Source organism: Nocardiopsis sp. CC223A, from assembly GCF_030766825.1.
In the GTDB taxonomy this organism is placed as follows: domain Bacteria; phylum Actinomycetota; class Actinomycetes; order Streptosporangiales; family Streptosporangiaceae; genus Nocardiopsis.
Window position 1 is genome coordinate 1 of record NZ_JASFDV010000020.1, and the last position, 26,847, is coordinate 26,847.

The window sequence follows — 26,847 nt, forward strand, 5'->3', positions numbered from 1 at the left end:
CGGCGCACGGGCCGCGGCCGGGCGGGAGGCACGGCGGGGGCGCGGGCCCGCATCGGCCCGCGCCCCCGGAAGTGTCCGCGCCTACTCCTCCTCGTTCGCCTCGGCGGCCTGCGCACCGAACGGCGACCCGGGCGGGTTGGACCCGTCCGTGACGTGCGGCTCACCGGTGACGCTCTCGGCCAGCCACTCGTCCCAGCTCAGCTGCCAGTAGCCCCAGCCGTTGTTCCACTCCTTGATCCGGTCGGTGCCGGTGGTCTCCACGACGTCGCCCATGAGCGTGTTCTCGTAGAACCACAGGGCGTCGTCCATCCCCATGTTCGTGCACCCGTTGGAGGTGTTGGCGATGCCGATGTTGGGGTTGGGGGACTGGTGGAAGTACTCCCCGCTGTTGGAGGTGCGCACCCCGTACTTGACCTCGGTGTCGTAGGGGGCGCGCCCCTCGGGCAGGCCGACGGTGTCGGAGTTCATGCGCACCGTCTCCTGGCGCTCCATGAGCACGTGGACGCCGCTGCTGGTGGTGGAGAAGTTCGACGTCCCGTCGCCGTTGCTCACCGGGAAGGTGCGCACCTGCTCGCCGTCGACGGTGACGGTCGCCTCCAGGTCGGGCACGTGCATGTCGACGCGCAGCTCGCGGCCGATCTCGAAGTCGACACGGTGGTCCCGGACCCCGTAGACGCCCTCGGACGCCGCCACACCCGCCAGGTGCATCTCCACGGTGACCTTCTGGTGCGGCTCCCAGTAGGTCTCCGGGCGGAACGCGACGGTCTCGTCGTCGATCCACCGCCACGAACCGGACACGGCCTGTTCGGAGACCACCTTGAGGGAGTTCTCCACGGCGGCCTTGTCGGTGACGGGCAGGTCGAACTGGATGAAGACCGGCATACCGACACCCACGGTCTGCCCGGAGTTCGGGTGGTTGCGCACCAGCTCCAGCCGCTGCCCCGCCACGGCCTGCTCGGTGGTGAACTCGTGCACCAGCTCGGTGGTCTCGCCGTCCGCGCCCTCCGCGGTGGCGGTCACGGTCACGTCGGCGCCGGGTGCCAGGTTCCAGTCGGCGGTCCAGGCGGTGCCGTCCTCGCTGAGGGTGCCGGTCATCTCGAAGGGGGAGACCTCGTCCTCGGGCTGGTCGGGGACGACCTGGTCGACCGTGACCTCGGAGATGGTGCCGTGCTCGGCGGTGACCGTGACCGGGGTGTTCGGGGCGACGGCCGCGGCACCGCTCGCGGGGGCGATGGTGATCTCCGCGGCCTCGGAGGTCGGCTCCCCGGGGTCGTCGCCTCCCCCAGGGGAGGTGCAGGCGGTGGCCGCGAGCGCGAGCGCCGCCAGAGCGATGCCGTACCGGACCGGAGCCGACGGGGGGATCGTGCCCATCACTGTGGGACCTCGTTTCCGTAGAACGCTGGTGTCCTGTAAGACTCCCGTCCCCGGAAAAGGTTCGCTCATACGGCGCATCCTTGGACATATTTCTCTTGTTGTCGGGGCGTTCTCGACCCCTGGCGGGAACGAACCGGGCAGGAGGTGGACCATGCCGATCCCGGACGAGATGACCGCATGGGAGGTCGCCGCACCCGGCCCGGTCGAGGACGGACCGCTGCGCCGGGTGCGCCGCCCGGTGCCCGTACCCGGCCCCGGAGAGGTGCTGGTGCGGGTGCTGGCCTGCGGGGTGTGCCGTACCGACCTGCACGTGGCCGAGGGGGACCTGCCCGTGCACCGGGAGCGGGTGGTGCCCGGGCACGAGATCGTCGGCGAGGTCGCCGCGGCCGGGCGGGGCGTCACCGCACCCCGGGTCGGCGAACGCGTGGGCGTCGCCTGGCTGCGGTACACCTGCGGCCGCTGCCGGTTCTGTGTGCGCGGGGCCGAGAACCTGTGCCCGGACTCCCGCTACACCGGCTGGGACGCCGACGGCGGCTACGCCGGGTACGCCCTGGCCCCCGCCGCCCACGTGCACCCCCTGCCCGCCGGGTACGACGACCGCGACCTGGCCCCGCTGCTGTGCGCGGGCATCATCGGCCACCGCGCCCTACAGCGGGCCGCACTGCCCGAGGGCGGGCGGTTGGGCGTGTACGGGTTCGGCGGCAGCGCCCACCTGGCCGCCCAGGTCGCCCTCGCCCGCGGCGCCCGCGTCCACGTGCTCACCCGCGGGGAGCGGGCCCGCCGCCTGGCACTGGACCTGGGGGCGGCCTCCGCGCGCGGGGTGCGCGAGGCCCCGCCCGAACCCCTGGACGCCGCGATCCTGTTCGCCCCGGTCGGCGACCTGGTACCGGTGGCGCTGGCCGCCCTGGACCGCGGCGGGGTGCTGTCGGTGGCCGGCATCCACCTCAGCGACGTTCCACCGCTGAACTACCGGGAGCACCTGTTCCAGGAACGCGAGCTGCGCAGCGTCACCTCCAACACCCGCACCGACGCCCGCGCCTTCCTGGCGATAGCCCGGGCGGTCCGGCTGTCGGTGACCACCACCGTGTACCCGCTGGAGGAGGCGCCCCGGGCGCTGGCGGACCTGAAGGCGGGCCGGTTCGCGGGCGCCGCCGTCCTGGTCCCGGGGGCCTGACGGGCCGCGGCGTCCGCGCGGGCCGTCGCCCGATCTCCCGACGCCGGACCCCGCGCACCCTTCCGCGCCGCCGGCGACCGGACCGCCGCCGGGTGCGCGGGACCCGGGCCCGCGAGGATCCTGTATACGGAACACCCGGAGGTCGGAGAGAAGCGGGCGGTTCCGGGCCGCCGCCGTCGGGACGTGAAGGCCGTGGCGGCGAGCCCGGCCGGCGGTAGGCCGGGGCCGGTGAGCGCGGGGCGCACCGACGCGGGGTCCGGCTACGGCGGCACGGTCACGGCGGCGGTCCGCAAGCCCCGACCGGGTAGGGGGTGCCCGGGGCGCCCACCGCGGCCGAGGGAAAGAATCCGGCCCGGGTTCTCGCAGGTCAACGGTGATGATCACGCCCCTCATTACCCGGGAGGTAATCGACGTCCTTCCCTGCGGCCGGGATGCTCGGTGATGTCGACGGACACCACCCGGAAGGGGAACCACCATGACCGCCCGCACCGCTCCCGCCGCCTCCGCCACCCGCCCGCTGCGCCTGCTGCTGGGCGCCGACTCCGCCTCCTGCCTCGCCTCCGGCGCGCTGCTCACCGCCGCCTCCCCGTGGCTGCCCGGCCTGCTGAACCTGCCCGGCGCCCTGCTCGTCCCGGCCGGGGTCTTCCTGCTGGGCTTCGGCGCCTGGCTGGGCCTGCTGGCCTCGGGCCGCGGCCTGACCCGGGCGGCCGTGCGGACCGTCGTCGCGGTCAACGCCGTATGGGTCGCGGCCACGGGGGCCCTGGGCCTGGGCGTCCTGGTCGACCCGAACGGCTTCGGCACGGCGTTCCTGCTGGTGCAGGCGGCCGCCGTCGCCGTGCTGGCCGCCCTGGAGGCCGCCGCCCTGCGCCGCACGGACCTGGCCTGACGCACCACCCCCTTAAAGTGGGCCGCAGCACGGAGGAAGGGAGCGGCGTGACCGGGACGACCGAGCGCACGGAGGCCGGCGGGCTCCTCAAGGAGTGGCGCAACCGCCGCAGGCTCAGCCAACTGGAACTGTCCCTGCGCGCCGGGGTCTCCGCCCGCCACCTCAGCTTCGTGGAGACCGGCCGCTCCCGCCCGGGCCGCGAGATGGTCCTGCGGCTGGCCGAGTGCCTGGACGTCCCCCTGCGCGAACGCAACAGGGTGCTGATCGCCGCCGGGTACGCCCCGGTCTTCGCCGAACGCCCTCTGGACGACGCCGACATGGGCCCGGTGCGCGAGGTCGTGCGCCGGGTCCTGGCCGGGCACGACCCGTACCCGGCGGTGGTCGTCGACCGGGTCTGGACCCTGGTCGAGGCCAACGCCGGGGCCGCCCTGCTGCTGGAGGGGGTCGCCCCCGACCTGCTGGCCCCGCCGGTGAACGTGCTGCGGCTGGGCCTGCACCCGCGCGGCATGGCGCCCGCCATCGCCAACCTGGACCAGTGGCGGGCCCACCTGCTGCACCGGCTGCGCCTACAGGCCGACTGGACCGGGGACGCCGGCCTGGTCGAGCTGTACCGGGAGCTGGCCGCCTACCCGGGCGGCGACCCGGGCCCGCCCCGGGGGACGCCGCCCATCGCGGTGCCCCTGCGGCTGCGCCGGGGCGGGCAGGAGCTGTCGTTCCTGTCCATCGTGGCGACCTTCGGCACCCCGTTGGACGTCACCGTCTCCGAACTGGCCATCGAGTCGTTCTTCCCCGCCGACGACGCCACCGCCCGCGCCCTGGGCGCCGTCCGCACCGGCGCCTGACCCCGCCCGGCCACGGCGGCGACCCGGCCGGACCCCCGTGCCCGTGCCGAACGGTGCCGACGGCGTCGTCCCCGGCCCCGGATGCCCTCCGGCCCCCGGGGCAGGGAGGTTGCGGGAACGCCCTTTTCGCGGGCTCTGCCGCGGTACGCCCGGGGGCTGTTCGTGCCGGACACGCCGCCGCGCCGGACCGGATGCGCCTCGCCGCGAGGGAGCGCTCAGGCGGGGGTGTCCGGGTCGCCGTCCACGGCGGCGGCGATGCGCGGCACCAGCCGCTCCAGCGCGAACGGCAGGCTCAGCACCGTGCTCCAGGCCAGCGCGCCCGACACCACCACATCGTCCACGATGAGCGCACGCCCCTGCGCCACCGCGTCCAGGCTCTGGTACACCCGGTGGTCGGCCAGCTCCTCGCGCAGCCCCGGGCTGAACCCGGCGTTCCACACCAGCAGGTCGCGGTCGAGCAGCCCCAGGTCCTCCTCCGCCAGCGGGGCGGCACCGGAGTCCCCGGCCGGCTCCGTGACCTCCGCGGGCACCTCGAACCCCAGCGCCTCCAGGAAGCGGGAACGCGGGTCGGCGGGGGAGAGCACCAGGAAGGTCCCGTCGAGCCGCTCGGCGACCACCGCGCTCGCCCCCTGGAACTGCGGATGGGACGCACTCACCCCGGCGAACCGCCCCTTCACCCCGGCGACGAGCCCCGCGGCCTCCTCCTCCCGGTTCAGCGCCCGGCCGATCGCCAGCGTCATCTCGTCCCAGGGCGCACCCCGGTCCGGGAAGCCGCCGAGCTGGGCCACCGTGGGCGCCAGCACCGACAGGGCGTCGTGGTCCTCCTGCGTCAGAGCGCTGGACAGCCCGACGATCAGGTCCGGTTCCAGGGCGGCGATGAGCTCCAGGTCGGGCCGGTCGCCCTCCGGCCGCGGAATCACCTCCGGCGTCGCCCCGCCCAGCGAACCCTGTGCCCACGGCCAGACCCCGTACGCGAACTCCTCGTAGAAGTCGGTGACGCCCACCAGCCGCGGACCCGCGCCCAGGGCCAGCACGGCGTCCACGTCGGTCAGGCCCACGGTGACGATGCGCTGCGGTTCGGCGGGGATCTCCGTGGCACCGAACCTGTGCTCCACCGTCAGCGGGTAGCCGCCGCGGCCCGCGGACGCGCCCGGGTCCGCGTCGTCGCGGCCCCGGCCGCAGCCGGCGGCGGCCAGCCCCAGCGCGCCCGCGGTACCGGCCAACAGGGCGCGTCGGCTGAGGGAAGGGTGCGGCACGGCGACCTCCGGGGGAGAGGGGGATCCGGTCAGCACTGCCTAACACCACCGGGCGCCGCCGCGCAACGGCCCACCGCACCGCGCAGGAGACCGCTTGGGCGCCGGGGTCCCGCGGTGTGCCGGGACCCACCGCGTCGCGCAGCGGTCGGGCCCGCCCCTCCGCCGGGCCATCGGGAACCGGGGCCGGGGTTCCCGGAGTTCGCGCTGTCGCTGTCGCTGTCGCTGTCGCTGTCGCTGTCGCTGTCGCTGTCGCTGTCGCGCCCCCGGGCCGACCGGACACCGGACCGGGACCGCCGACACCCGACCCAAGGACCGGACACGTCCGGGTCAAGACACCGTCCGCCCGCCATGCCCGGGCCCCGCAGGGGGAACCACTCCAGGGGCGGCCACCCGGCCGCCACCGAACGGACCGGACACGGCGGAGGACGGATGAAGGCGCTCACGGTGGAACCCCTGCGGAACGGATCGGTGCGGGTGGAGGACGTCGAACCGCCCGTGCCCGGGGACGGGGACCTCCTCGTCGACGGGATCGCCCTGGGCGTGTGCGGCACCGACCGGGAGATCGCGAGCGGCGAGTACGGCGCCGCCCCGCCCGGCCGCGAGCGCCTCATCCTGGGGCACGAGTCCCTGGGCCGGGTCCGCCAGGCCCCGCCCGGCAGCGGGTTCTCTCCGGGCGACCTGGTGGTGGGCATCGTGCGCCGCCCGGACCCGCTGCCCTGCGGTCCCTGCGGGCACGGCGAGTTCGACATGTGCCGCAACGGCCGGTTCACCGAGCGCGGCATCAAGGAACTCGACGGCTACGGCTCCCAGCAGTGGACGGTGGCGGCCGACTACGCGGTGGCCCTGGCCCCGGCGCTGGAGCGGGTCGGCGTCCTCATGGAACCGACCACCGTCGTCGCCAAGGCCTGGGAGCAGATCGAGCGCATCGGGGGCCGCGCCTGGTTCGACCCGGACACCGTCCTGGTCACCGGGGCCGGACCGATCGGCCTGCTCGCCGCCCTGCTGGGCGTGCAGCGCGGTCTGGACGTGCACGTCCTGGACCGGGCCGAGGAGGGCCTCAAACCGGAGCTGGTGGCGGCGCTGGGCGCCACCTACCACACCGGCACCGTGGCCGACCTGGCGAAACGGGTGTCACTGGACATCATCGTCGAGACCACCGGCGCCAGCCCGGTCATCCTCGACGCCATGGAGTACAACGCCGCCGACGGTATCGTGTGCTTCGTCGGCCTGAGCAGCGCCACCGGGCCGGTGCAGATCGACTCCGACCTCATGGGGCGGCGCCTGGTCCTGGAGAACGACGTGCTGTTCGGCTCGGTCAACGCCAACCGGCGCCACTACGAACAGGCCGCCGGGGCCCTGGAGAAGGCCGACCACACCTGGCTGGAGCGGTTGATCACCCGCCGGGTGCCGCTGGCCGAGGCCGCCGAGGTGTTCGCCGCCCCGCCCGGCGACCAGGTCAAGGTCGTCGTGGACCTGTGAACCCGCGCGGGGACCTGGGACCCTCCCCGGCGGGACCTCCGCGGTGTTTTCGGCCCCGGTGCGAGGGCAGGTGACCCATGAGGGTGCCCAGACACGAGGAGTCCGCCGATGGCCGCCGATGACCGCCGATCCCCGAAGATCGTCCTGGGCGTGGACGGGTCCGGGCACGCCGACGCCGCCCTGGAGTGGGCGGCGGCCGAAGCGGCGCGGACCGGATGCCCGGTGGACGTCGTGCTCGCGCTGCCGATGCCGATGGTGGTGATGTCCGAGGGCCCCGCCCGCCCCTCGGCCACCCGGCAGCTGATCGCGCACGGCGAGCAGACCCTGGACGCCGCCGCCGGCCGGGTGCGCGGGCTGTCCCCGGGTGTTCGGGTGGAGGCGTCCCTGGTGATGGACGACCCCGCCCCGGCACTGTTGGAGCGGGCCGGGCACGACGACCTGCTGGTGGTGGGCTCGCGCGGGCTGGGCGCGCTGCGCTCGGCGGTGATGGGCTCCACCTCGGTGCGCCTGGCGGCCCGGGCGCACTGCCCGGTGGCGGTGGTGCCGGAGAAGTGGGCGCACACCGGCCGCACGGGCCGGATCGTGGTCGGCGTGGACGGCTCGGAGGCCTCCCTGCCCGTACTCCGGTTCGCCCTGGGGCGGGCGCACGAGGACGGGTCCGCGGTGACGGTGGTGCACAGCTGGGAGGTGGCCACCCCCTTCGCTCCGGAGGCGCTGGCCGCCTCGGGGTGGACCCCGCCGGACGAGCTGCTGGAGCAGCGTTCGGGCGAGCTGGTCGCCGCGATGTTCGAGGAGGTCGGCGACGAGGCGAAGGGCGTCGACGTGTCGGTGGTGCGCAGCCGCCAGGCCCCGGAGCGGGCGCTGCTGGCGGAGGCGGAGAACGCCGACCTGGTGGTGGTCGGCTCGCGTGGCCGGGGCGGCCTGCGCGGGCTCTTCCTGGGCTCGGTCAGCCAGGCGGTGCTGCACGGGGCCGCGGTTCCGGTGGTGGTGATCCCGCACCGGGCGGAGGAGCACCTGGAGACGCTGCCCTGGTCCGGGGGCACCGACTGACGGGCCGAGCGACCGGAGCGACCGCGGGGCGGTCCGGCGGGGAGCCGCCGGGCCGCCCCCTCGCCGTGCGGGCGCGGATTCCGGCCACACATCGGTAAAAACGATTCATCTACACGGCATTCAGGGCTGTGTTCCACCACATAGCCGTGTCTTGACGCTCTTCCCGCCCCAGGGATAATCTTCGCACAGCACCTATTAAAACGATTCAAGTACCTCGTTCGGCGGCACTTGATCGGTACAGCAGCAGCGAACGGAGATCCGCCGTGGCCACACCCTCCTCCGACCGTCGCGCGGGCGCCCTGGAGGTCCTGCGGCGCCAGCACATCGAGCTCCCCTCCTGGGCGTTCGGCAACTCCGGCACCCGCTTCAAGGTCTTCGCGCAGCAGGGCGTCCCCCGCGACCCGTGGGAGAAGCTCGCCGACGCCGCCCAGGTCCACCGCCTCACCGGCGTCGCCCCCACGGTCGCCCTGCACATCCCCTGGGACCGGGTCGACGACTACGCCGCGCTGGCCGGGCACGCCCGCGAGCTGGGCATCTCCATCGGGGCCGTCAACTCCAACGTGTTCCAGGACGACGACTACATGCTCGGCAGCGTCACCAACCCCGACCCCGCCGTGCGCCGCAAGGCGATCGACCACCTCCTGGAGTGCGTCGACATCATGGACGCCACCGGCTCGCGCGACCTCAAACTGTGGTTCTCCGACGGCACCAACTACCCCGGCCAGGACGACCTGCGCGCCCGCCAGGACCGCCTCGCCCGGGCCCTGGCCGAGGTCCACGACCGGCTCGGCCCCGACCAGCGCATGCTGCTGGAGTACAAGCTCTTCGAGCCCGCCTTCTACGCCACCGACGTCCCCGACTGGGGCACCGCCTACGCCCACTGCCTGGAACTGGGCGACAAGGCCGTCGTGTGCGTGGACACCGGCCACCACGCCGCGCACACCAACATCGAGTTCATCGTCGCGTTCCTGCTCCGCGCCGGGAAGCTCGGCGCCTTCGACTTCAACTCGCGCTTCTACGCCGACGACGACCTCATGGTCGGCTCCGCCGACCCCTTCCAGCTCTTCCGCATCATGTACGAGGTCGTGCGCGGCGGCGGCCTGGACGCCGACACCCGGGTCGCGTTCATGCTCGACCAGTGTCACAACATCGAACCCAAGATCGCCGGCCAGATCCGCTCGGTCATGAACGTGCAGGAGGCCACCGCCAAGGCCCTGCTCGTGGACGCCGACGCCCTGGCCGCCGCCCAGCGCGAGGGCGACGTCCTGGCCGCCAACGCGGTCGTCATGGACGCCTACAACACCGACGTGCGCCCCATGCTCGCCGACCTGCGGGCCGAACAGGGCCTGGACCCCGACCCCATGGCCGCACACGCCCGCTCCGGCTACATGGAGCGCGTCATCGACGAGCGCAAGGGCGGCACCCAGGCCGGGTGGGGCGCATGAGCACCCCCGGGCCCCGGCAGACCGACCGCACCGCAACACAGGGAGACCCCGTGTCCGACACCGTCGTCGACCAGCTGATCGCCCGCAGCAACACCCTGGGCGCCGACCCGCGCAACACCAACTTCGCCGGCGGCAACACCTCCGCCAAGGGCGAGCGCACCGACCCCGTCACCGGCGAACCCGTCGAGGTCCTGTGGGTCAAGGGCTCCGGCGGAGACCTGGGCACCCTCACCGAGGACGGCCTGGCGGTCCTGCGCCTGGACCGGCTGCGCGCCCTGGTGGACGTCTACCCCGGCGAGGACCGCGAGGACGAGATGGTCGCCGCGTTCGACCACTGCCTCTTCGGCAAGGGCGGCGCCGCCCCCTCCATCGACACCGCCATGCACGGCCTGGTCGACGCCCCGCACGTGGACCACCTGCACCCCGACTCCGGCATCGCCCTGGCCACCGCCGCCGACGGCGAGGCGCTCACCCGCGAGTGCTTCGGCGACCGCGTCGTGTGGGTGCCCTGGCGGCGCCCCGGGTTCCAGCTCGGCCTGGACATCTCCGCCGTCGCCGAGGAGAACCCGAACGCGATCGGTGCCATCCTGGGCGGCCACGGCATCACCGCCTGGGGGCGGACCAGCGAGGAGGCGCAGGCCAACTCCCTGGAGATCATCCGCACCGCCGAGCGCTTCATCGCCGAGCGCGGCCGCCCCGAGCCCTTCGGCCCGGTCCTGCCCGGCCGCGAGGCCCTGCCCGAGGCCGAGCGCCGCGAACGCGCCGCCGCCCTGGCCCCGGTCGTCCGCGGCCTGGCCTCCACCGACCACCCGCAGGTCGGACGGTTCACCGACAGCGACGTCGTCCTGGACTTCCTGGCCCGCGCCGAGCACCCGCGCCTGGCCGCCCTGGGCACCTCCTGCCCCGACCACTTCCTGCGCACCAAGGTCCGGCCCCTGGTCCTGGACCTGCCCGCCGACGCCCCGCTGGAAGAGGCCGTCGCGCGGCTCAAGGAACTGCACGAGGAGTACCGGGCGCAGTACCGCGCCTACTACGAGCGCTATGCCACCCCGGACAGCCCGGCCATCCGCGGCGCCGACCCGGCGATCGTGCTGGTCCCGGGCGTGGGGATGTTCTCGTTCGGCAAGGACGCCAAGACGGCGCGGGTGGCGGGCGAGTTCTACGTCAACGCCGTCAACGTGATGCGCGGGGCGGAGGCGGTGTCCTCCTACCGGCCCATCGAGGAGTCGGAGAAGTTCCGCATCGAGTACTGGGCGCTGGAGGAGGCCAAGCTGGCCCGGCTGCCCGAGCCCAAGCCGCTGGCCGCCCGGGTGGCGCTGGTGACGGGTGCGGCGAGCGGTATCGGCAAGGCCATCGCCACCCGGCTGGCGGCCGAGGGGGCGTGCGTGGTCGTCGCCGACCTGGACGCGGACAAGGCGGCGGCCGCCGCCGCGGAGCTGGGGAACTCCGACGTCGCCGTCGGGGTGGCCTGCGACGTCAGCGACGCCGACGCCGTGGCGCGGGCGCTGCGCGAGGCCGCGCTGGCGTTCGGCGGGGTGGACCTGGTCGTCAACAACGCGGGGCTGTCCATCTCCAAGCCGCTGCTGGAGACCACCGAACGGGACTGGGACCTCCAGCACGACGTGATGGCCAAGGGGTCGTTCCTGGTGTCGCGGGAGGCGGCGCGCCTGATGATCGCGCAGGGGATGGGGGGCGACATCGTGTACATCGCGTCCAAGAACGCGGTGTTCGCCGGGCCCAACAACATCGCCTACTCCGCGGTCAAGGCCGACCAGGCCCACCAGGTGCGGCTGCTCGCCGCCGAGCTGGGCGGGCACGGCATCCGCGTCAACGGGATCAACCCGGACGGGGTCGTGCGCGGCTCGGGGATCTTCGCGGGGGGCTGGGGGGCGCAGCGCGCCAAGGTGTACGGGGTGGAGGAAGAGGAGCTGGGCAGGTTCTACGCCCAGCGCACCATCCTGGGACGCGAGGTGCTGCCCGAGCACGTGGCGAACGCGGTGTTCGCGCTGACGGCGGGGGACCTGTCGCACACCACGGGGCTGCACGTGCCCGTGGACGGCGGCGTGGCCGCGGCGTTCCTGCGATGAGCGCCGTCCACGCGGCGATCGACCTGGGGGCGTCCAGCGGGCGGGTCATCGCGGGGCGGTTCGAGGACGGGAGGCTGCGCACCGAGGAGGTCGCCCGGTTCCCCAACGGTCCGGTCGCGGTGCCCGCCGCGGAGCGCACCACCCTGCACTGGGACGTGCTGTCCCTGTACGCGGGGGCGGTCGAGGGGCTGCGGCGGATCGCTCCCGTGTCGGTGGGCATCGACACCTGGGCGGTGGACTACGGGCTGCTGGACGCCGACGGCGCGCTGCTGGGGAATCCGGTCCACTACCGGGACGCGCGCACCGACGGGGTGCCCGGGAAGGTGTTCGCGCACTGGCCTGCCGAGCGGATGTACGCGGTCAACGGGCTCCAGGTGCAGCCGTTCAACACGGTGTTCCAACTGGCCGCCGAGGCGGGCTCCGCCCGTCCGGCGGCGGCTCGGGACCTGTTGCTCATCCCGGATCTGCTGGGGTACTGGCTGACGGGGGTGAAGGCCGCGGAACTGACCAACGCCTCCACCACCGGCCTGGTGGACGTGCGCGAACGCCGCTGGGCCCCGGAGGGGCTGGACGTGCTCGCCGAGTCCTTCGGCGTCGATGCCCGCGGGCTGTTGCCGGACCTGGTCGAGCCGGGGACGGTGGTCGCGCCCCTGCGCGGCGATCTCGGCGGTGCGGCCGGGGCCCCGCTGGTGGCGGTGGGCTCCCACGACACCGCTTCGGCGGTGGTCGCGGTGCCTGCGACCACGCCGAACTTCGCCTACATCTCCTCCGGGACGTGGTCGCTGGTCGGGGTGGAGCTGGATGCGCCGGTGCGCACCGAGGCGTCCCGCGCCGCGAACTTCACCAACGAGCTGGGGGTGGACGGCACCGTCCGCTACCTGCGCAACGTCGGCGGGCTGTGGCTCCTCCAGGAGTCGCTGCGCACCTGGCGTGAACAGGGGAAGGGTGTGGACCTGGCGGACCTGCTGGAGCGGGCGGCCCGGGTTCCGGCGCTGGGGTGCGTGGTGGACGTGGAGGACGCGCGGTTCCTGCCGCCGGGGGACATGCCCGCGCGCATCGCCGCGTTCGCCGCCGAGACCGGCCAGCGCGCGCCGGAGGGCGAGGCCGAGGTCGCCCGCTGCATCCTGGACTCGCTGGCCCTGGCCTACCGGAGGGCGGTCCGCCAAGCCGCCGGACTGAGCGGAAAAGATGTGGAGGTGGTCCACATCGTCGGTGGCGGGGCGAACAATGCGCTGTTGTGTCAGCTCACCGCCGACGCTGTGGGCCTTCCTGTCATCGCGGGCCCGGCCGAGGGCACCGCGATGGGAAACCTGTTGGTGCAGGCCCGCGCCGTGGGTGCTGTGGACGGAGACCTGTCCGACCTGCGCCGCATCGTCGCCGCTTCTGTCGAGACCGTCACCTATCACCCTGACGGCCCGCAGACACTGTGGGAAGGGGCCGCCCGCCGCATCTGACCCTCGTTCGCCCGTGGCTCCCATTCGGGGGTCGCGGGCTTTCAGCTTTCCCGAGGGGCGGCGTTGACGCAGTACACGTGTGCGTGAATGTCGGGTTCGTGTTCGAGGAGGTGATCCATGGTCCCCCAGAACAGGGGCAGCCACGGGTGGGGGAGGGCCTTGTCCCGGTCGAGGCGGTCCCCGTAGAAGGGGTTGCCCTCATGGAATTGCGCCGCCTGTACGAGTGAGCACGCCGGTGCGGGGGCGCCCTCCACCGGCCCTACGCGGCAGCCGAAGGTCGTCCGATTGGGGCTGGGGTCCAGTGGGCTGTCGTTCCATACGTCATCCATCACCACGTCGACGTAGGCCTCGTGGACCCCGTCGTGGTCGTAGAGCGAGGCGTAGTAGATGGCGAACGCGCCGCGCTCGCTGTTGATGAATCCGCAGATCCGTAGGTGCTCGGAACCACAGTGGTCACATGCCGAGGGGGTGACCTGCCGGGCCGGGTCGATACTCAGGTGCATCCCCGGATTCTTCCATCCCATGCCGACACCACTCCGTCAGCCGAATGAGGTTGCCCACCCGCCCGAAGCAGGAATCGCTTTCTCTCACCCAGGGGGTTGAGAGAGGTCTTCCTTCCGTTTCAGGCCCATGGGGGTAGAGACCGCACACATCTGACCCGCCCGATCTCAGGGCTTGAGCGTGCACGTGCGTGCTGCCCCGGCCGCTGGGTCCTGGCAGCTTGTCTTGAGCCTGTGCCGGTTCTCATGCCACAGTGTCCGGAGGCATCGGCTTGAGCCGCACCAAAGTGAACATAACGCGGAGATAACGCCCCGCGTTTGCCCAGGTCGTTAACTGTGAGCCCCGCGCACGCGGGGATGGACCGCGGGTCCCGTACTACCGGGTGTTGGGGCTGTTGTGAGCCCCGCGCACGCGGGGATGGACCGTGGAGGGGCACGCGGCGTTCCTGCGGCTGGTCGTGAGCCCCGCGCACGCGGGGATGGACCGGCCGCCGTCCACTCCTCCACCTTCTTCTTGAGTGAGCCCCGCGCACGCGGGGATGGACCGGGCTACCAGCTCGGCGGCCGGTAGCCGCAGGGGTGAGCCCCGCGCACGCGGGGATGGACCGCCAGCGAATTGGTTCCCCACCTTCTACCGTTGGTGAGCCCCGCGCACGCGGGGATGGACCGCCGCACGTCAGGCCCAGCGTGAGCAGCGCCGGGTGAGCCCCGCGCACGCGGGGATGGACCGCCGCGCACCCTGCGCCCCCCTGTTGGGGGGTTGTGAGCCCCGCGCACGCGGGGATGGACCGGAGCAGATCGACGGGCTGACTGAGCTGCGGCGGTGAGCCCCGCGCACGCGGGGATGGACCGCGCCGCGTCATCGACGCCGTCGAGCTCGGCGAGTGAGCCCCGCGCACGCGGGGATGGACCGCACCAGGACCTCTCCGACATGGCCGACGCCCTGTGAGCCCCGCGCACGCGGGGATGGACCGATCGACGCGAGCCGTCTCGTCCGGGAGCTCGGTGAGCCCCGCGCACGCGGGGATGGACCGGAAGCACAACTACACACCGCCCCCGGGGAACGGTGAGCCCCGCGCACGCGGGGATGGACCGCCGTGGACATCGACGTCTCAGGAGGGGCAGACGTGAGCCCCGCGCACGCGGGGATGGACCGTCCACGATCGACGCATGGAATGCCGGTGCGAGTGAGCCCCGCGCACGCGGGGATGGACCGTCCCGGCGCATCGAGCACCGCAAGGGGACCCTGTGAGCCCCGCGCACGCGGGGATGGACCGGGGGGACACACCCCCGGGGAAACAGGGGGTGAGTGAGCCCCGCGCACGCGGGGATGGACCTCCAGACGGCCCTTGAGCCGGACACCGGAGCGGGTGAGCCCCGCGCACGCGGGGATGGACCGAACGACTGAATCCGGTCCCATCCCGCGTAACGGTGAGCCCCGCGCACGCGGGGATGGACCGTCACGGCGTCGCCGCCGGGACCGCCACGTCCTGTGAGCCCCGCGCACGCGGGGATGGACCGCGCTCCATGGTCGGGTGGGCGGCGTGGAACTCGTGAGCCCCGCGCACGCGGGGATGGGCCGTTCGCGGGGCTGGTGGGAGAGCGCGCTCCCACCAGCCCTGAGCTCAGCTCATACCGCTACGCGACCAGACACACCCGCAGGGCAACCCACTCCCCACCAGGGAACTCGATGTGCCCCAACTCCCGGTTTCGGGTGTCGCGGACGGCCGTGACGGTTCCCTCGGCGACCTCGACACAGTTCTGCGCCCCCGAGCTGTAGGTCGACTTGTGCCACTTCATGGGGTGTTTCCTTTCTCCGGTCCGGATGGAGGGCGGGGGCGCCACGAGGCGCGGCGCCCCCGCTGCTACGGTCCGAGCTTCCGGCCGCTCAGACGGCGGTCTTCAGCAGGGCCGCCCACGCCCCGCCGGGGAACAACAGGGCCGCGGTCGGGTTCTGGGTGTCGCCCATCTCGACCGTCCCGGTGGTGTCGAGCAGTGCGGTCGCGCAGTTCGTAGCGCCCTGCGAACGTTCGGACTTCACCCGCTGCCCGACAGGCAGTGACTTCCGGCCCTGGGTGTAGGTCAGTTTCATGCGTACCCTCCTGTGTGTATCCCTTGTGGAACCCGGCGGCGCCAACCGCCGGGGCGGGACCCCTTGATGCGGGCCCCAACCCCGCGCCCTCTGGCGGTCTCCAGCAGGGCGCGGGACGCTTTTCATGCCGTGCGGCGCTCCCACCACGACCCGGGGCGCATCCAATCGGCGCTCACCCGTATCCCCCACGGCTCGGCTGGGTGTTCCTTGCCCAACCCGGCCAGGATCGGTTCCAGGTCCGGGCGCCCCCCGGCCACCGCGGTTTCGTGGGCGGTACACAGGAGCGGCCACACCGGCCGGGCGCTTCTACTGGCGTGCACAACGGCTTCGGACAACGCCACCTCGGCCAGCTCGGCGGCGTCCAACACCTCCAGGTCGGGGGTGAGGTTCCGGCGCTTCACGGGCGGGCGCTTGTCGGCGGCGTTCCACCACATCCCGGCCTCACGGACCAGGGCACGGGCACCGGCCGACTTGCGAGGGCCGCCGTCGTGGACGAGCGCGTACACCGTGTCGTACTCCACGGCCAGGTACCGACCTTCCTCGTCCGGAGACCCGCCCACCAGGGGGCTGGTCGGCACCGTGGATTCGACCAGGCCGACCAGGCCGACGACTCCCCACCGCAGGACCGTGTCCGTGTCGACCCCGAGCACGCGGCCGACCTCGCCGGGGTACATGGGGTCATGCGGCACGGCGGGCTCCTCGGGTAGTCCAGATGCGGATGAGGTGGGCGAGTTCGCCCATGTCGTCGTCGGTGGGCGGGGGTTTCGGGTCGGTGGCCTGGGCTGCTTGGATCAGCGGGTCCTCGCGCTGCCGGATGCTCCATACGGGAGGCGAGACCGGAAGACCCCACCGTGCCGCGAGGTACCCGGCGCAGGTGTTGGCCGGCGGACCGGGCGGGTCACCGAACCGGTGCGGCATGGGGTTCCTCCTCTCCGTGGTTGTGGTGGGGGTGTCGGGGCCATCCCAACCCCGGCCCCCCAGGGGCGCGGACGGTGCGCCCGGGGTGGCCGCGCCCCTGCCCCCCTTGACAGGGCGCGGCCGGTTGGTGCCCACCCGCCCGGGCCTTGGGGTACCTCCGGGCGGGCGGGGGTCATGAGGTGGCTCCGGTCTGCCTCAACAGCCGGTTCACGGCCTCCCGGTGGAACCGGTACTTGCCGGAGGGGGTCCGCACGCTGGGGAGCATTCCGACCCGCGCCCACCGCTTCACCGTTTTCGGGTCGACCCGGAACCGGGCCGCGACTTCCTCCGGGGTCATCAGCTCGGGCGGCGGTGGTTGCTGATCGGTCATCGGCTCCTCGTTTCCTCGGGCGCTGTGCGGGCGCGGGCGGCGCGAATCTTCTCGGCTGCCTCCTCCGCGTCCTGGCGACGCATCCACCACCGGTGGTCACCCCGACGCACAGCAGGCGCATGACCCCGCCGAAGGCAGCCCTGGACCGTTCGCACCGTCACCCCCCACATCTCCGCTACCTGCCTCGTCGTCAGCCACTCGTCGTCCACGGTCCACTCCTGGGGGTAGGCGGGGCGGGGGAACCGCGGCACCCCCGCCCCGCCGCCCGCCCCCGTGAGTCCCCACCCGTAGGGGGCGGACCGGGCCACCCGTCGGCGGCCCGCTCGTTCCGGCCGGTTCCTGCGGGGACAGGGGAGGGCCCGGCCGGACGTCTGGGTGGTGGGGCGGCAGGTGACAGCCTCCTGCCGCCCCACCCCGGCCCCGTGTGGTGCCTCACCCGGTATGCGGGGCCGGGTGGCCGCACCACGCCCCTGTAGGTCAGGGACAGGAACCCGGAGGGGTGCGGTGCGGCCGGTGTGTGGGGCGGGGGCAGCGCGGGTGCCGGTGCGCTGCCCCCACCGGCCGGGCGCATCTCCCCAGACCGCCCGGCGGGGTGCGGCGGCGGGAACCCCAAGCCCCCGGAGGGACCGGCCGGTGGGGTGCATCGCCGCCGCACGTTTTAGGTTCTTCGGATGGCCGCGATGAGGGTGATGGGGCCGCCAACACGCCCGTCCCAGTCCCAGAACGCGGTGTGCTCGTCGATGAGCCGCATCCCGTTTCCGGACGGCCGGAGCGGGTCGGGTGCGAGCACGCCGGGCACAGTGGGCCGGGCCGGGTTTTTGGGGCCCTGGTCGGTGACCCGGATCTCCAGGTACGGGGTGCGGGTGACCTCGACCAGGACCGTTCCGCCGGGCAACCCCGACCGGCTGTGCAGGATCGCGTTGGTGACGGCCTCGGACACGACTAGGACGGCCCGGTCGCGGATGGCCTCGTGGTGGGTGTGGGCGGTCGCGGCGACCCACCGGCGGGCGACGGCGACTTGGTCGCGGGTGCCGGGGATGCGGAGCCGGGAGGTTGCGGGGGTGCCGCGCAGTCGGCGGGGGAGGGGGGTTCGGCCTGGAGCGGGTGGTCCGCTGGCGGTACACTGCATGTCGTTTCACCTCGGGGGTTTCGGGGTGGGGCATGAGCCTCGGCGACCGCTCACGACTTCGGCCGCCGGGGCTTTTCGCGTTCCTGGCGGTAGCCCCTCCATCACAGACCTTGCCAACCCGCCTAGCCCTCGGTCTATGCTTATCGTCATCCTCGGTAGATTTTCCTTAAGCAGCCATAATCTCAGATATGAGATCGGAGCTGGGCGGCATGTCCGACGAAGACCTGAAGATATCCCGGGAGCGATTCGGCAAGCTCCTCAAGAAACTGCGGTCCCGATCTGGGCTAACGCAACAAGAGCTGACCGCGCTCTCCACAGTCGGCCAGAGCACGATCAGCGATATCGAGCGCGGCAAAAAAGGGACACAGCGGGACTATATTGTCCGCCTGGACTCCGCTCTTAACGCCAGAGGGGTCCTCACCAGCGCATGGGACGCCGCGTTTTCTGACGGCGGCACCAGCGCTTACTTCCGCGAGGTAGCCGAAGCTGAGCAGACCGCCGAGGAGATCCGCGAGTACGCCCTCGGGCTCGTACCGGGGCTCCTCCAAGTCGAGGAGTACGTGCGGGCGATCAGCACCTTGGCTCGACCAAAGGCGGCCCCCGAACACATCGACAAAACGGTTGCGGCCCGCCAACACCGGCAGCAACTCCTAGCGCGGGCCCATCCACCTGCGGTGACAGCCCTTTTAGACGAGTCTGTGCTGTTGAGGCAGTTCTCAGACCCGAAGGTGATGGACGTCCAGATCCAGCACCTCATCGACCTGTCCAGGCAGCCCCGGTTGCGGATTCAGATCATTCCGCTGAGGGCCGAGGGCCATGCTGGACTGGGAGGGTCGTTTACGCTGATGGAAGTTCCCGATACCGGGACGTTCGCATACGTGGAGAGCCAGGAGACCGGGTTTGTCCTGAAGCAGGCGGACGTTGTGGCAAGCTACGAGCACACGTTTGCGGAGCTGAGGAGCGCTGCACTGCCGGTCCCTGAGTCCCGCGTCAGGATGGAAGAGATTCGAGGCATGATCGCATGATGACCGAAGGCTGGGAGAAGTCCAGCTACAGCAACGGCACAGGCGGGAACTGCGTGGAAGCGCGGCTTATGGCTGACCAGGCCGCGGTCCGCGATACGCAGAACCGGGAGCTGGGTCACCTCGCGTTCGAGTCCGGGGAGTGGGCCGCACTCATGGGCGCCCTCGCGAAGTAGCTGTAGCAGGACAGGACCGGCCCCCGCCAGGGATGATGGCGGGGGCCGGTTTCGTGTTCGCGGCGGCCAGCAACCCCGGACCGCGGGGTCACCGGCACCCTGCCGCAAGGGTGGGGACTCCATGGAACGGTAACCCATCCAGGGCCACCAACGGCAGACCCCGACCGGTCAGGTATCCACGTGGGCCGCCCACGCCTCAGCGGCCTCCGCCATCGCCTCCAACCAGCTCTCCTCAGGCCACCGAGTCGCGAAGGAACGCTGGAGCATCGCGTCCGCGCGCGCGAACACCCGCACCGCGGCCTCGTTGCCTTTCCAACCCTCGACCCCGGACACCCAGCTCTCCACCTCGGCCGGCGGGTAGCCCGCTGACACGAGCTGCACCGCCAGACACGTCGGGGAGACCACCGGGGAGGCGAGGGTAGGCCAGGACCAGTCCACCAACCACACCCGTCCCTCGGGGGAGATCAGGATGTTCCTGGGGTGTAGGTCGGTGTGCGTCAGTACGTCCCCGCGCAGGAGGTGGCGATCCTCCTCGGGGGTGAACCGGTCCCACCGGGTCTCCTCCCACCCGACCGCGTTCGCTGGAACGGGGAGGGCAGCGATGGCGTTGAGGGCGTCCGCGAGCAGAGGCAGATCCGCCGACCCGGGGTTGAAGTCGGCGTAGCGGCCCTCCACTTTCTCAAACCCCAGTGCCACCCACCCGTTCCCCCGGATCTGCCACAACAGGGCGGGGGACAGGCCGCCGCTGTGCGCCGCCATCTCGGCTTCCCGGAGGTGTTCATCAAGGCGCCCTCCGGGCTGGTCCGGTACTGCCTTGACGAACACTTCTCGCCCCTCGGAATCGGTGACGATAACGGTGATGGCATTGCTGTGACCCGCGTTGACCGGCTTCGTTTGCTTGATCTTCCCCACGCATGGGGTGATCAGCTCTTCGAGTTCAGGTGTCATCGGCGGCCTCAGTTCCGAGGTGGGCACTCGCTTCGGGGGGTTCCCGGTGAGCAGTACTGGTCGGGTGAGCAGGGAATCGGGTTCGGGGGCGGGGGTTGCGGAGCCGGTTCGTCCTTCTTGGCTGCGGTGATCACGTTGCGGGCCTGGGCCATCGGCGCCCCGGCGGGGATACCGGCCAGCGGTGCTTCCCGAGTGTTGCCGACACCCATCCACGCCGACATGACGCATGGCGACACGGTGCCGTCCGGGCTGATGGCGGCGCGCCCGTCACCGCAGGCGCCACACAGCCCGGACACGTCGGTCCCCTCGGTGGGGTTGCCGCGCCCAAACAGGCGGACGTGGTCCACACCGATGTGGGTCACACCGAGGGTTTCCAGCTCGGCCCGGGTGGCTTCCACACCCTCCCCGTTCGGGGTGATGATCGAGACCCGGAGACGCACACCCCGTTCGACGGCGCGGGCGATGTTCGCCCGGGTGTGCCGGTGGGATGCTGGGCGGCCGGTCATGGCGTTGTGCCGGTCCGGGTCCGCGCTGTAGTACGACGTCGCCAGGGACGCCCGGGGGTGGGCCCACAGTTCCCACCAGGCGTCCGAGACGTGGACGAGGTTGGAGTACACCTCGACGTGGAGGCCGGTGGCCAGGGCGCGGCGGGCGATCGCGAGTGCGTCGGGGTGCAGGGTGGGTTCGCCGCCGATGAGCTGGATGTGTTCGACCTCGGTGGTGGCGGCCTGGTCCACGACGGTGAACCAGTGGGCCCGGGTCATGGTCCCGTGGTCGCCGGTGGGCCCGGATTCGTTGTAGCAGTGCACACATTCGAGCTGGCACTTGCGGGTGAGGTCGAGCCACAGCATCCGCACGGGCGGGGCCGTGGTGGTGGGGGAGTGTTCGGTTATGGTCACAGGGAATTCCTCCTGTGGGTTGCGGTGTGAGGCACCACACCGGCACCGTAACCCGGAAAGCACCCTGTGTCACCGGGTTGGCTGAGTCCGGACACCCAACGGTGGTGATCGCGCTCCAGACCGGGATCAAACGAAACCGCCCCTGGACGCTTCATGCCCAGGGGCGGCCGGGAGGGGAACCCGGTCAGAGAGTGCCGTGCTCGCGGAGCCTCCCGCACTTCGCGCACCGGTCCACGAAGTTCGGCCCGGGGAAGTCATCGTGCCGCAGACCGTCGAACGAGCACACTTCGGGGGCGGCGGGGAGGGGTTCGGTGGCTTCGCAGGCCATGCACTCCCGCCGGTCGGAGCGTTCCAACCACACGTGCGGGTGGTCTACGACCCCGATCCCGGCCATGCCGTCACTTCCTCTCCTCGGTGGCTGAGCACAGCGTGCAGAAGTAGATGTTCGCCATGCCGGAGTACATCCAGTCGTGTTTGCCGTCTTTGCTCTTGGGGCAGGGCGGGCTGTGCTTGCCAGCGGTCGGGGGGATGATGGTTGCGGTAGATCCTATCTGCTTCATTCCTGGGTCCTTCGTGCGGTGTGAGGCACCACACCGGCACCGTAACCCACACGGCATGCCCTGCCATCGGGTTGGCTGAATCCGGACACGGCAACGCCCCCGCCCATGTTGGGGCACGGTCCATCCCCGCGTGCGCGGGGCTCACACCGTGTCCGCCGACAGGCCACGGCCGCCGCCCGGTCCATCCCCGCGTGCGCGGGGCTCACACCGTGTCCGCCGACAGGCCACGGCCGCCGCCCGGTCCATCCCCGCGTGCGCGGGGCTCACCGAAGGCGGCGCACCCTTGCCGGGGGCGCCGCCGGTCCATCCCCGCGTGCGCGGGGCTCACGCCCGAAGGCGGCGGCGCACTCGGCGGGCGGCCGGTCCATCCCCGCGTGCGCGGGGCTCACGGTGAGGGGGCGGTTCCACACGTCGTCCGCGGCGGTCCATCCCCGCGTGCGCGGGGCTCACCGGGCATCCACCTGATGCACGGTCACATCCGCCGGTCCATCCCCGCGTGCGCGGGGCTCACGCGAGCAGGACGGGCAGCACGATGGTGGCCACCGGTCCATCCCCGCGTGCGCGGGGCTCACAGCTAACGACCTGGACAAACGCGGGGCGTTATCTCCGCGTTACATTCGACCGGCGGGGTCGACCGCGGTCTTCAGTCACTGTGGCATGAAGGCCGACGCAAGGCCACTCCCGGCCGACCCGGGTTTCGTAGCGGCCGCGGAAGGGGCTGTTCGCGTCCCCGGACCGCCCGGTGGGCCCTAGACTGCATCCACAACGTGACTCCGCGTCACTCGAAAAGCGGGGCCGCACGGTGCTACCAACACCGAACGGCCCCTGACCGACCTACCTGAGAACGCAGGAAGGCGGCTAGGCATGAATCCTAGTCCCATGGCGCCCGGCGCCCGGAACGGGGACGCGCCCGATGTCCCCGTTCACCGCAAACGTCCGCCCGCGTCGATGAACGTGCCGGGCTTCTCCCCCGTCCTGTGGACCGCCCTCGCCTTCAAGGCCAAGGCGTTCCCCACTCTCCGGTCGCACACCGTGGCCATGATCATCGCCGACGCCGTCGACCGGGACGGGCGCTGGTGCTTCATGTCCCAGGCCACCCTGGTCGAACGGGCCGAACCCCTGCTGAGCCTGTCCACCGCCAAGCGCGCCCTCGACGACCTCGTCTCCGCGGGCATCGTCCGCAAGCTCCCGCGCGAGCAGGTCCACGGGTTCTTCGCCCCAGACCTGGCAGCCGGGCGCATGCGCGCCGACAACCTCCCCGACGTGCTGGAACTGCTCATCCCCGCCAGCGCCTACACCGACACGGCGCTGGAGCGGATCAACGAGGCGCGCGCCCTGCTGGGCGAAGAACCCCTGACCCCCGCCAACCGGCCCGACCTGCCCACGGCAGTTCATCCTGACCTGCCGCGACCGGTCAGCCCGACCCCCCGCGACAGTCCAGATCGACCTACAGACCCCCACTCTCCCGACCCCCGCCCCCACGACCCCTCTCCGGATCCCGTCCGCGGGCGGGTCACCCCGGGGTCGGCGGTCCCGCGCCCGCGCACCGCGCCCGACGCGCACCGCCCCGGTTCCGAGCCGCCCCGAACGGGTCCGGAGATCGTGCGGCCGGTGCCGCCCCGGCCGCCGGTGGAGGTGCCCGAAACCGGGACACGCACCCCTTGGCGGAGACCGCCCGCGTGGGCGCTGGACCTGCTCCGACTCATCCCGGACGCGGCCCTTCGCCACCCGGAACGCGACCGCGCCGTGCTCGCCCGAAAGCTGTCCGAGCTGCGTGCGGCGGGAGTCGGGGAGTCCGAACTCGGTACCGCGCTGGCGGGCTGGCAGGACACCGCGCGGCCCTTCGCCGCCCTGCGCGCCCGGCTGGCCTGCCCCGAAACCGTGCGCGCGTGGAACACCCGCACGCTGCTGCGGGAGCAGCTTCCGAGCCCTTCGCCGTCCCCGGACGCCTTCGCCCGGCGCCTGGAGTTCACGGTGGACGGGCAGGGCCGGGCCACCGGCACCTGCCCAGCGCATCCGAGCGTGCGCAACGTCCCCGGCGGAACGTGCTGCCTGTGCGGCGGTCCCTGCCGCGGTGAACCCGGGGAGGTGGTCCACCCGCCCTCCCCCGGCGGCGGCGCGCTCCCGTCCTGGCTCGGCCCGCCCGATGCCGACGCCGGTTTCACGGCCCCCAAGTGCGACGACGAACGCTGCAACCCCGACCGGGACTCGCCCCGCTACCGCACCGTGCCGCGCCTGACCGCCGATGGCCGAGACGTCATCGCCGTTCCCTGCCCCGCCTGCGGAAGACGTGTCGCAGGTGTGTCCCCGGCGGCCGCATGACCACCCGGTCATGTCCCGTGGAGTGGTGTGAGAACAACGGTTGTTCGAACAAGAACAAATCGCTGACCAGCGCGCCGTTACCTCTGGTGCCCGGGGGTCGAACGAAGTCACACCACTCGGTGCGACACCATCTGACCACCCTCCCGACAGCGGGCGGGCGGCGCCGGCTCCGTTTCGATGCGAGCGGGGGGCGCTTTCGCGCACCGGGGGACCGGTCCGTGCCCGGAAGCTCCTGGACCGGCGGGGATGACCCGGGGTGCGGGATCACCGACAGGGGCGGGCTCAGGCCAGGCCGATGCGCTCCAGGGTCCGCCCGGTGCGCTCGTCCTCCTCGGCGAGGAACGCGGCGAACTCCCCGCCCGCCAGGTAGGCGTCGGTCCACCGGTTGCGCGCCAGGCGTTCCTCCCACTCCGGTGAGGCGTGCACCCGCTCCACCAGCGCCAGCAGCCACGCGAGGTCGTCGTCGGCCAGGCCGGGCGGGGCCAGCAGCCCGCGCCAGTTCATGAACTCCAGGTCGATCCCGGCCTGCACCAGCGTCGGCGCGTCGATCCCCGGGTCCGGCTCCGGCCCCGTCAGCGCCAGGACCCGCAACTGGCCGGAGTCGATCGCCGCGCGCTGCTCGCTCGGCCCCGCGGCGGCGAAGTCGACCGCATGGCCCATCAGCGCGGCCTGCATCGGGCCGCCGCCGTCGTAGGAGCGGTACACCACGTCGGCGGGGGCGATGCCCAGCTCCTCCGCCAGCAGCATGGTCACCAGGTGGTCGGGCCCGGCCGGGGTCGATCCGCCGCCGATCCGCATCGTGCCCGGGGACGCCCGCCAGGCCCGCACCACGTCGTCGATGGTCGCGTACTCCGAGTCCGCCGGGACCAGCAGCGCCTCGGGTTCCTCGATCAGGCGGGCCAGCGCGGTGGCCTCGGTGACCGAGTCGGCGGCGGAGTCGACGTGGGTGTTGGCGACCAGGCCCAGCCCCATCTGCAACAGCAGGTCCGCCGAGCCGCGCTCGTACACCAGGCGGGCCAGCGCGGCGGTCCCCGTGCTCCCCGCCAGGTTGAAGACCGCGACGTCGGAGACCGCCCCGGTCTCCTCGATCACGGCCGCCAGGGTCCGGGCGGTGTGGTCGAACCCGCCGCCGGGCGGGGTCGGCACCATGATCCGCATCCTGTCCTGCCGTCCGGGCTCCCGGCAGCCCGCCAGAGCCAGGACGAGGCCGGCGGCCAGGACGGCACGGCGACTCATCGCGTGCGTCCCGGCCACCCGGTCGTACTCGTCCACTTCGCCCGCTTCTTCCTCGTCCCCCTCGACCGTCCGTCAGCCGCGCGGCGTCGGGGCCTGCTCCTCCGGCCCGTCCGCGGGCGCCGGCACCTCGGCGGGCGTGCCCGCCGACGGGCGCCGCCGCAGCGCGCGCACCAGGGACGGCAGCAGCGACAGCGCGGCCAGGGCCAGCAGACCGGCCGAGATCGGCTCGGTGACGAACACCGACCACTCACCGCCGGAGATCTGTAGCGCCCGCCGCATGTTCGTCTCCATCAGCCCGCCCAGGATCAGGCCCAGGATCAGCGGCGCGGCCGGGAAGTCGTTGCGCCGCATCAGGAAGCCGATCACGCCGAACGCGGCCAGCAGCCCCAGGTCGAACACGCTGAAGCTGAGCCCGTACACGCCCACCACGCAGAATACGACGACCAGCGGCAGGAGCATCGTCCTGGGTGTGTTGAGGACCTTGGCGAACACCGGGATCAGCGGCAGGTTCAGGACCAGCAGCACCACGGTGCCCAGGTACATCGACGCCACCACGCCCCAGAACATGCCGGGGTCGTCGGTCAGCATCGTCGGTCCCGGCTGCACACCGAGGACCATCAGCGCGCCCAGCAGGATGGCCGTCGTGCCCGATCCCGGCACGCCCAGGGTCATCAGCGGCACGAACGACCCCACCGCCGCGGCGTTGTTGGCCGCCTCGGGCGCGGCCACACCCTTCATGTTGCCCTGTCCGAAGGTCTTGCCGTCGCGGGCGATCCTCTTCTCCGCGGAGTACGCCAGGAAGGAGGCCACCGTGGCCCCGGCCCCGGGCAGGACACCGGTGAAGAAGCCCAGCACCGAGGAGCGCAGCGCGGGCGGGGTGATCCGGGCCAGCTCACCGCGGGACAGCCGCAGCGAGGTCACGGACTTGCGCACGCCGCCCTTGCCGCGCCGGCTGAGCATCACCAGCACCTCGGCCAGCGCGAACACGCCCAGCGCCACGATCAGGAACTCCACACCCTCGTACAGCTCCGGCCGGTCGAAGGTGAACCGGGTGATGGCGGTCTGGGAGTCGATGCCCACCAGGGCGATGATCACGCCGACCACCGCCGAGATCAGGCCCTTGGTCAGGTTGCGCCCGCCCAGGGACACCACCGCGGTCAACCCCAGCACCATCAGCGCGAAGTACTCGGTGGGGCCGAAGCTGACGGCGAACGACGCCAGGCTCGGCGCGATGGCCATCAGGCCCACGACGCCGATGGTGCCGCCGACGAACGACGAGATCGCCGCGATCGCCAGTGCCTTGCCCGCCTGGCCCTTGAGGGCCATGGGGTAGCCGTCGAAGGAGGTGGCGACCGTTCCGGCCACACCCGGTGCGTTGAGCAGGATGGACGAGGTCGATCCGCCGAAGATCGCCCCGTAGTACACCCCGGCCAGCATGATGATCGCCGAGGTGGGGTCCATGCCGTAGGCGATGGGGATCATCAGCGCGATCGCGCTCATCGGCCCCAGCCCCGGCAGGATGCCGATGACCGTTCCGGCCAGGACGCCGATGAAGACGTAGAGCAGGTTCTCCGGGGTCAGCGCGATACTGAACCCGTACATGAGTTGGTCGAGCATGCCCATGAGTG

Annotated in this window: 26 protein-coding genes and 2 CRISPR repeat arrays; of the genes, 11 read left to right on the top strand and 15 right to left on the bottom strand. The window is 72.5% G+C overall.

Annotated elements, in window-relative coordinates:
* Positions 1 to 81: 81 nt before the first annotated feature.
* Complete coding sequence (locus QJS33_RS10520) at positions 82 to 1,374, bottom strand: Ig-like domain-containing protein (RefSeq protein WP_372339633.1); 1,293 nt, start codon at positions 1,372 to 1,374, stop codon at positions 82 to 84.
* Between the two features lie 151 nt (positions 1,375 to 1,525).
* Between QJS33_RS10520 and QJS33_RS10525 the strand changes: the two genes are divergently transcribed.
* From QJS33_RS10525 to QJS33_RS10535, 3 genes are all read left to right on the top strand, one after another.
* The gene (locus QJS33_RS10525; RefSeq protein ID WP_306367717.1) at positions 1,526 to 2,548 is read left to right on the top strand and encodes a zinc-binding alcohol dehydrogenase family protein; all 1,023 of its coding nucleotides are present in this window, start codon (positions 1,526 to 1,528) and stop codon (positions 2,546 to 2,548) included.
* 475 nt (positions 2,549 to 3,023) lie between these two features.
* Positions 3,024 to 3,434 (top strand): hypothetical protein, encoded by a 411-nt coding sequence (locus tag QJS33_RS10530; protein WP_306367718.1) that lies wholly within the window; start codon positions 3,024 to 3,026, stop codon positions 3,432 to 3,434.
* 47 nt (positions 3,435 to 3,481) lie between these two features.
* Positions 3,482 to 4,276: a helix-turn-helix domain-containing protein gene (locus QJS33_RS10535; RefSeq protein ID WP_306367719.1), complete on the top strand. Its 795-nt coding sequence runs from the start codon at positions 3,482 to 3,484 to the stop codon at positions 4,274 to 4,276.
* A gap of 215 nt (positions 4,277 to 4,491) precedes the next feature.
* Here QJS33_RS10535 and QJS33_RS10540 read toward each other — a convergent pair whose 3' ends face one another.
* Positions 4,492 to 5,532, bottom strand: coding sequence for an ABC transporter substrate-binding protein (locus tag QJS33_RS10540; protein WP_306367720.1), 1,041 nt, complete (start codon positions 5,530 to 5,532; stop codon positions 4,492 to 4,494).
* 429 nt (positions 5,533 to 5,961) lie between these two features.
* Here QJS33_RS10540 and QJS33_RS10545 point away from each other — a divergent pair, with 429 nt between their 5' ends.
* The 5 genes from QJS33_RS10545 to QJS33_RS10565 all read left to right on the top strand — a co-directional run bounded on the left by QJS33_RS10545 (position 5,962) and on the right by QJS33_RS10565 (position 13,047).
* Positions 5,962 to 7,011 carry a glucose 1-dehydrogenase gene (locus QJS33_RS10545; RefSeq protein ID WP_306367721.1) on the top strand — a complete coding sequence of 350 codons (1,050 nt, stop codon included), beginning with the start codon at positions 5,962 to 5,964 and terminating at the stop codon, positions 7,009 to 7,011.
* Positions 7,012 to 7,119: 108 nt separating this feature from the next.
* Entirely contained in the window at positions 7,120 to 8,061 is a 942-nt protein-coding gene (locus tag QJS33_RS10550; RefSeq protein WP_306367722.1) for a universal stress protein, read from the top strand.
* A 263-nt stretch (positions 8,062 to 8,324) separates the two neighbouring features.
* Positions 8,325 to 9,506, top strand: a complete 1,182-nt coding sequence (rhaI, locus tag QJS33_RS10555) for an L-rhamnose isomerase (RefSeq protein WP_306367723.1) — start codon at positions 8,325 to 8,327, stop codon at positions 9,504 to 9,506.
* Positions 9,503 to 11,593 (top strand): bifunctional aldolase/short-chain dehydrogenase, encoded by a 2,091-nt coding sequence (locus QJS33_RS10560; RefSeq protein ID WP_306367724.1) that lies wholly within the window; start codon positions 9,503 to 9,505, stop codon positions 11,591 to 11,593. Before rhaI ends, QJS33_RS10560 begins: the two co-directional genes overlap by 4 nt.
* Positions 11,590 to 13,047: a rhamnulokinase family protein gene (locus tag QJS33_RS10565; protein ID WP_306367725.1), complete on the top strand. Its 1,458-nt coding sequence runs from the start codon at positions 11,590 to 11,592 to the stop codon at positions 13,045 to 13,047. The genes QJS33_RS10560 and QJS33_RS10565 overlap by 4 nt, the downstream gene beginning before the upstream one ends.
* 41 nt (positions 13,048 to 13,088) lie before the next feature.
* Here QJS33_RS10565 and QJS33_RS10570 read toward each other — a convergent pair whose 3' ends face one another.
* The 8 genes from QJS33_RS10570 to QJS33_RS10600 all read right to left on the bottom strand — a co-directional run bounded on the left by QJS33_RS10570 (position 13,089) and on the right by QJS33_RS10600 (position 18,056).
* The gene (locus tag QJS33_RS10570) at positions 13,089 to 13,550 is read right to left on the bottom strand and encodes a hypothetical protein (RefSeq protein WP_306367726.1); all 462 of its coding nucleotides are present in this window, start codon (positions 13,548 to 13,550) and stop codon (positions 13,089 to 13,091) included.
* A gap of 333 nt (positions 13,551 to 13,883) precedes the next feature.
* Positions 13,884 to 15,129: direct repeats of the CRISPR family, unit length 29 nt; unit sequence GTGAGCCCCGCGCACGCGGGGATGGACCG.
* A gap of 56 nt (positions 15,130 to 15,185) precedes the next feature.
* Complete coding sequence (locus tag QJS33_RS10575) at positions 15,186 to 15,347, bottom strand: DUF397 domain-containing protein (RefSeq protein WP_306367727.1); 162 nt, start codon at positions 15,345 to 15,347, stop codon at positions 15,186 to 15,188.
* A gap of 88 nt (positions 15,348 to 15,435) precedes the next feature.
* A complete protein-coding gene (locus tag QJS33_RS10580) occupies positions 15,436 to 15,639 on the bottom strand; it encodes a DUF397 domain-containing protein (RefSeq protein WP_306367728.1) in 204 nt (67 codons plus the stop codon).
* Positions 15,640 to 15,761: 122 nt separating this feature from the next.
* A complete protein-coding gene (locus tag QJS33_RS10585) occupies positions 15,762 to 16,328 on the bottom strand; it encodes a hypothetical protein (RefSeq protein ID WP_306367729.1) in 567 nt (188 codons plus the stop codon).
* Positions 16,318 to 16,557: a hypothetical protein gene (locus tag QJS33_RS10590; RefSeq protein ID WP_306367730.1), complete on the bottom strand. Its 240-nt coding sequence runs from the start codon at positions 16,555 to 16,557 to the stop codon at positions 16,318 to 16,320. The genes QJS33_RS10585 and QJS33_RS10590 overlap by 11 nt, the downstream gene beginning before the upstream one ends.
* Before the next feature lie 172 nt (positions 16,558 to 16,729).
* The gene (locus QJS33_RS10595; protein ID WP_306367731.1) at positions 16,730 to 16,927 is read right to left on the bottom strand and encodes a helix-turn-helix domain-containing protein; all 198 of its coding nucleotides are present in this window, start codon (positions 16,925 to 16,927) and stop codon (positions 16,730 to 16,732) included.
* The gene (locus tag QJS33_RS31375; protein WP_372339634.1) at positions 16,924 to 17,571 is read right to left on the bottom strand and encodes a helix-turn-helix domain-containing protein; all 648 of its coding nucleotides are present in this window, start codon (positions 17,569 to 17,571) and stop codon (positions 16,924 to 16,926) included. The genes QJS33_RS10595 and QJS33_RS31375 overlap by 4 nt, the downstream gene beginning before the upstream one ends.
* 14 nt (positions 17,572 to 17,585) lie before the next feature.
* Positions 17,586 to 18,056, bottom strand: coding sequence for an ATP-binding protein (locus tag QJS33_RS10600; protein ID WP_306367732.1), 471 nt, complete (start codon positions 18,054 to 18,056; stop codon positions 17,586 to 17,588).
* Positions 18,057 to 18,244: 188 nt separating this feature from the next.
* Between QJS33_RS10600 and QJS33_RS10605 the strand changes: the two genes are divergently transcribed.
* Positions 18,245 to 19,081 (top strand): Scr1 family TA system antitoxin-like transcriptional regulator, encoded by an 837-nt coding sequence (locus tag QJS33_RS10605; protein ID WP_306367733.1) that lies wholly within the window; start codon positions 18,245 to 18,247, stop codon positions 19,079 to 19,081.
* Positions 19,078 to 19,254 (top strand): DUF397 domain-containing protein, encoded by a 177-nt coding sequence (locus QJS33_RS10610; RefSeq protein WP_306367734.1) that lies wholly within the window; start codon positions 19,078 to 19,080, stop codon positions 19,252 to 19,254. Before QJS33_RS10605 ends, QJS33_RS10610 begins: the two co-directional genes overlap by 4 nt.
* 168 nt (positions 19,255 to 19,422) lie before the next feature.
* Here the strand turns inward: QJS33_RS10610 and QJS33_RS10615 are convergent, their stop codons facing one another.
* The 3 genes from QJS33_RS10615 to QJS33_RS10625 form a co-directional block, all read right to left on the bottom strand.
* Entirely contained in the window at positions 19,423 to 20,202 is a 780-nt protein-coding gene (locus tag QJS33_RS10615) for a protein kinase (RefSeq protein ID WP_306367735.1), read from the bottom strand.
* An 8-nt stretch (positions 20,203 to 20,210) separates the two neighbouring features.
* A complete protein-coding gene (locus QJS33_RS10620) occupies positions 20,211 to 21,101 on the bottom strand; it encodes a radical SAM/SPASM domain-containing protein (protein WP_306367736.1) in 891 nt (296 codons plus the stop codon).
* A 184-nt stretch (positions 21,102 to 21,285) separates the two neighbouring features.
* Positions 21,286 to 21,495 (bottom strand): hypothetical protein, encoded by a 210-nt coding sequence (locus QJS33_RS10625; protein WP_306367737.1) that lies wholly within the window; start codon positions 21,493 to 21,495, stop codon positions 21,286 to 21,288.
* Positions 21,496 to 21,776: 281 nt separating this feature from the next.
* A CRISPR array of direct repeats spans positions 21,777 to 22,233; the repeat unit is 29 nt; unit sequence CGGTCCATCCCCGCGTGCGCGGGGCTCAC.
* 292 nt (positions 22,234 to 22,525) lie between these two features.
* Between QJS33_RS10625 and QJS33_RS10630 the strand changes: the two genes are divergently transcribed.
* Positions 22,526 to 23,983 (top strand): hypothetical protein, encoded by a 1,458-nt coding sequence (locus QJS33_RS10630; RefSeq protein ID WP_306367738.1) that lies wholly within the window; start codon positions 22,526 to 22,528, stop codon positions 23,981 to 23,983.
* Between the two features lie 282 nt (positions 23,984 to 24,265).
* On the opposite strand, the gene QJS33_RS10635 is transcribed toward QJS33_RS10630, so the two are convergent.
* Both QJS33_RS10635 and QJS33_RS10640 read right to left on the bottom strand, forming a co-directional pair.
* Entirely contained in the window at positions 24,266 to 25,255 is a 990-nt protein-coding gene (locus QJS33_RS10635) for a tripartite tricarboxylate transporter substrate binding protein (RefSeq protein WP_306367739.1), read from the bottom strand.
* A gap of 36 nt (positions 25,256 to 25,291) precedes the next feature.
* Positions 25,292 to 26,842 carry a tripartite tricarboxylate transporter permease gene (locus QJS33_RS10640; RefSeq protein WP_306367740.1) on the bottom strand — a complete coding sequence of 517 codons (1,551 nt, stop codon included), beginning with the start codon at positions 26,840 to 26,842 and terminating at the stop codon, positions 25,292 to 25,294.
* Positions 26,843 to 26,847 lie beyond the last annotated feature (5 nt).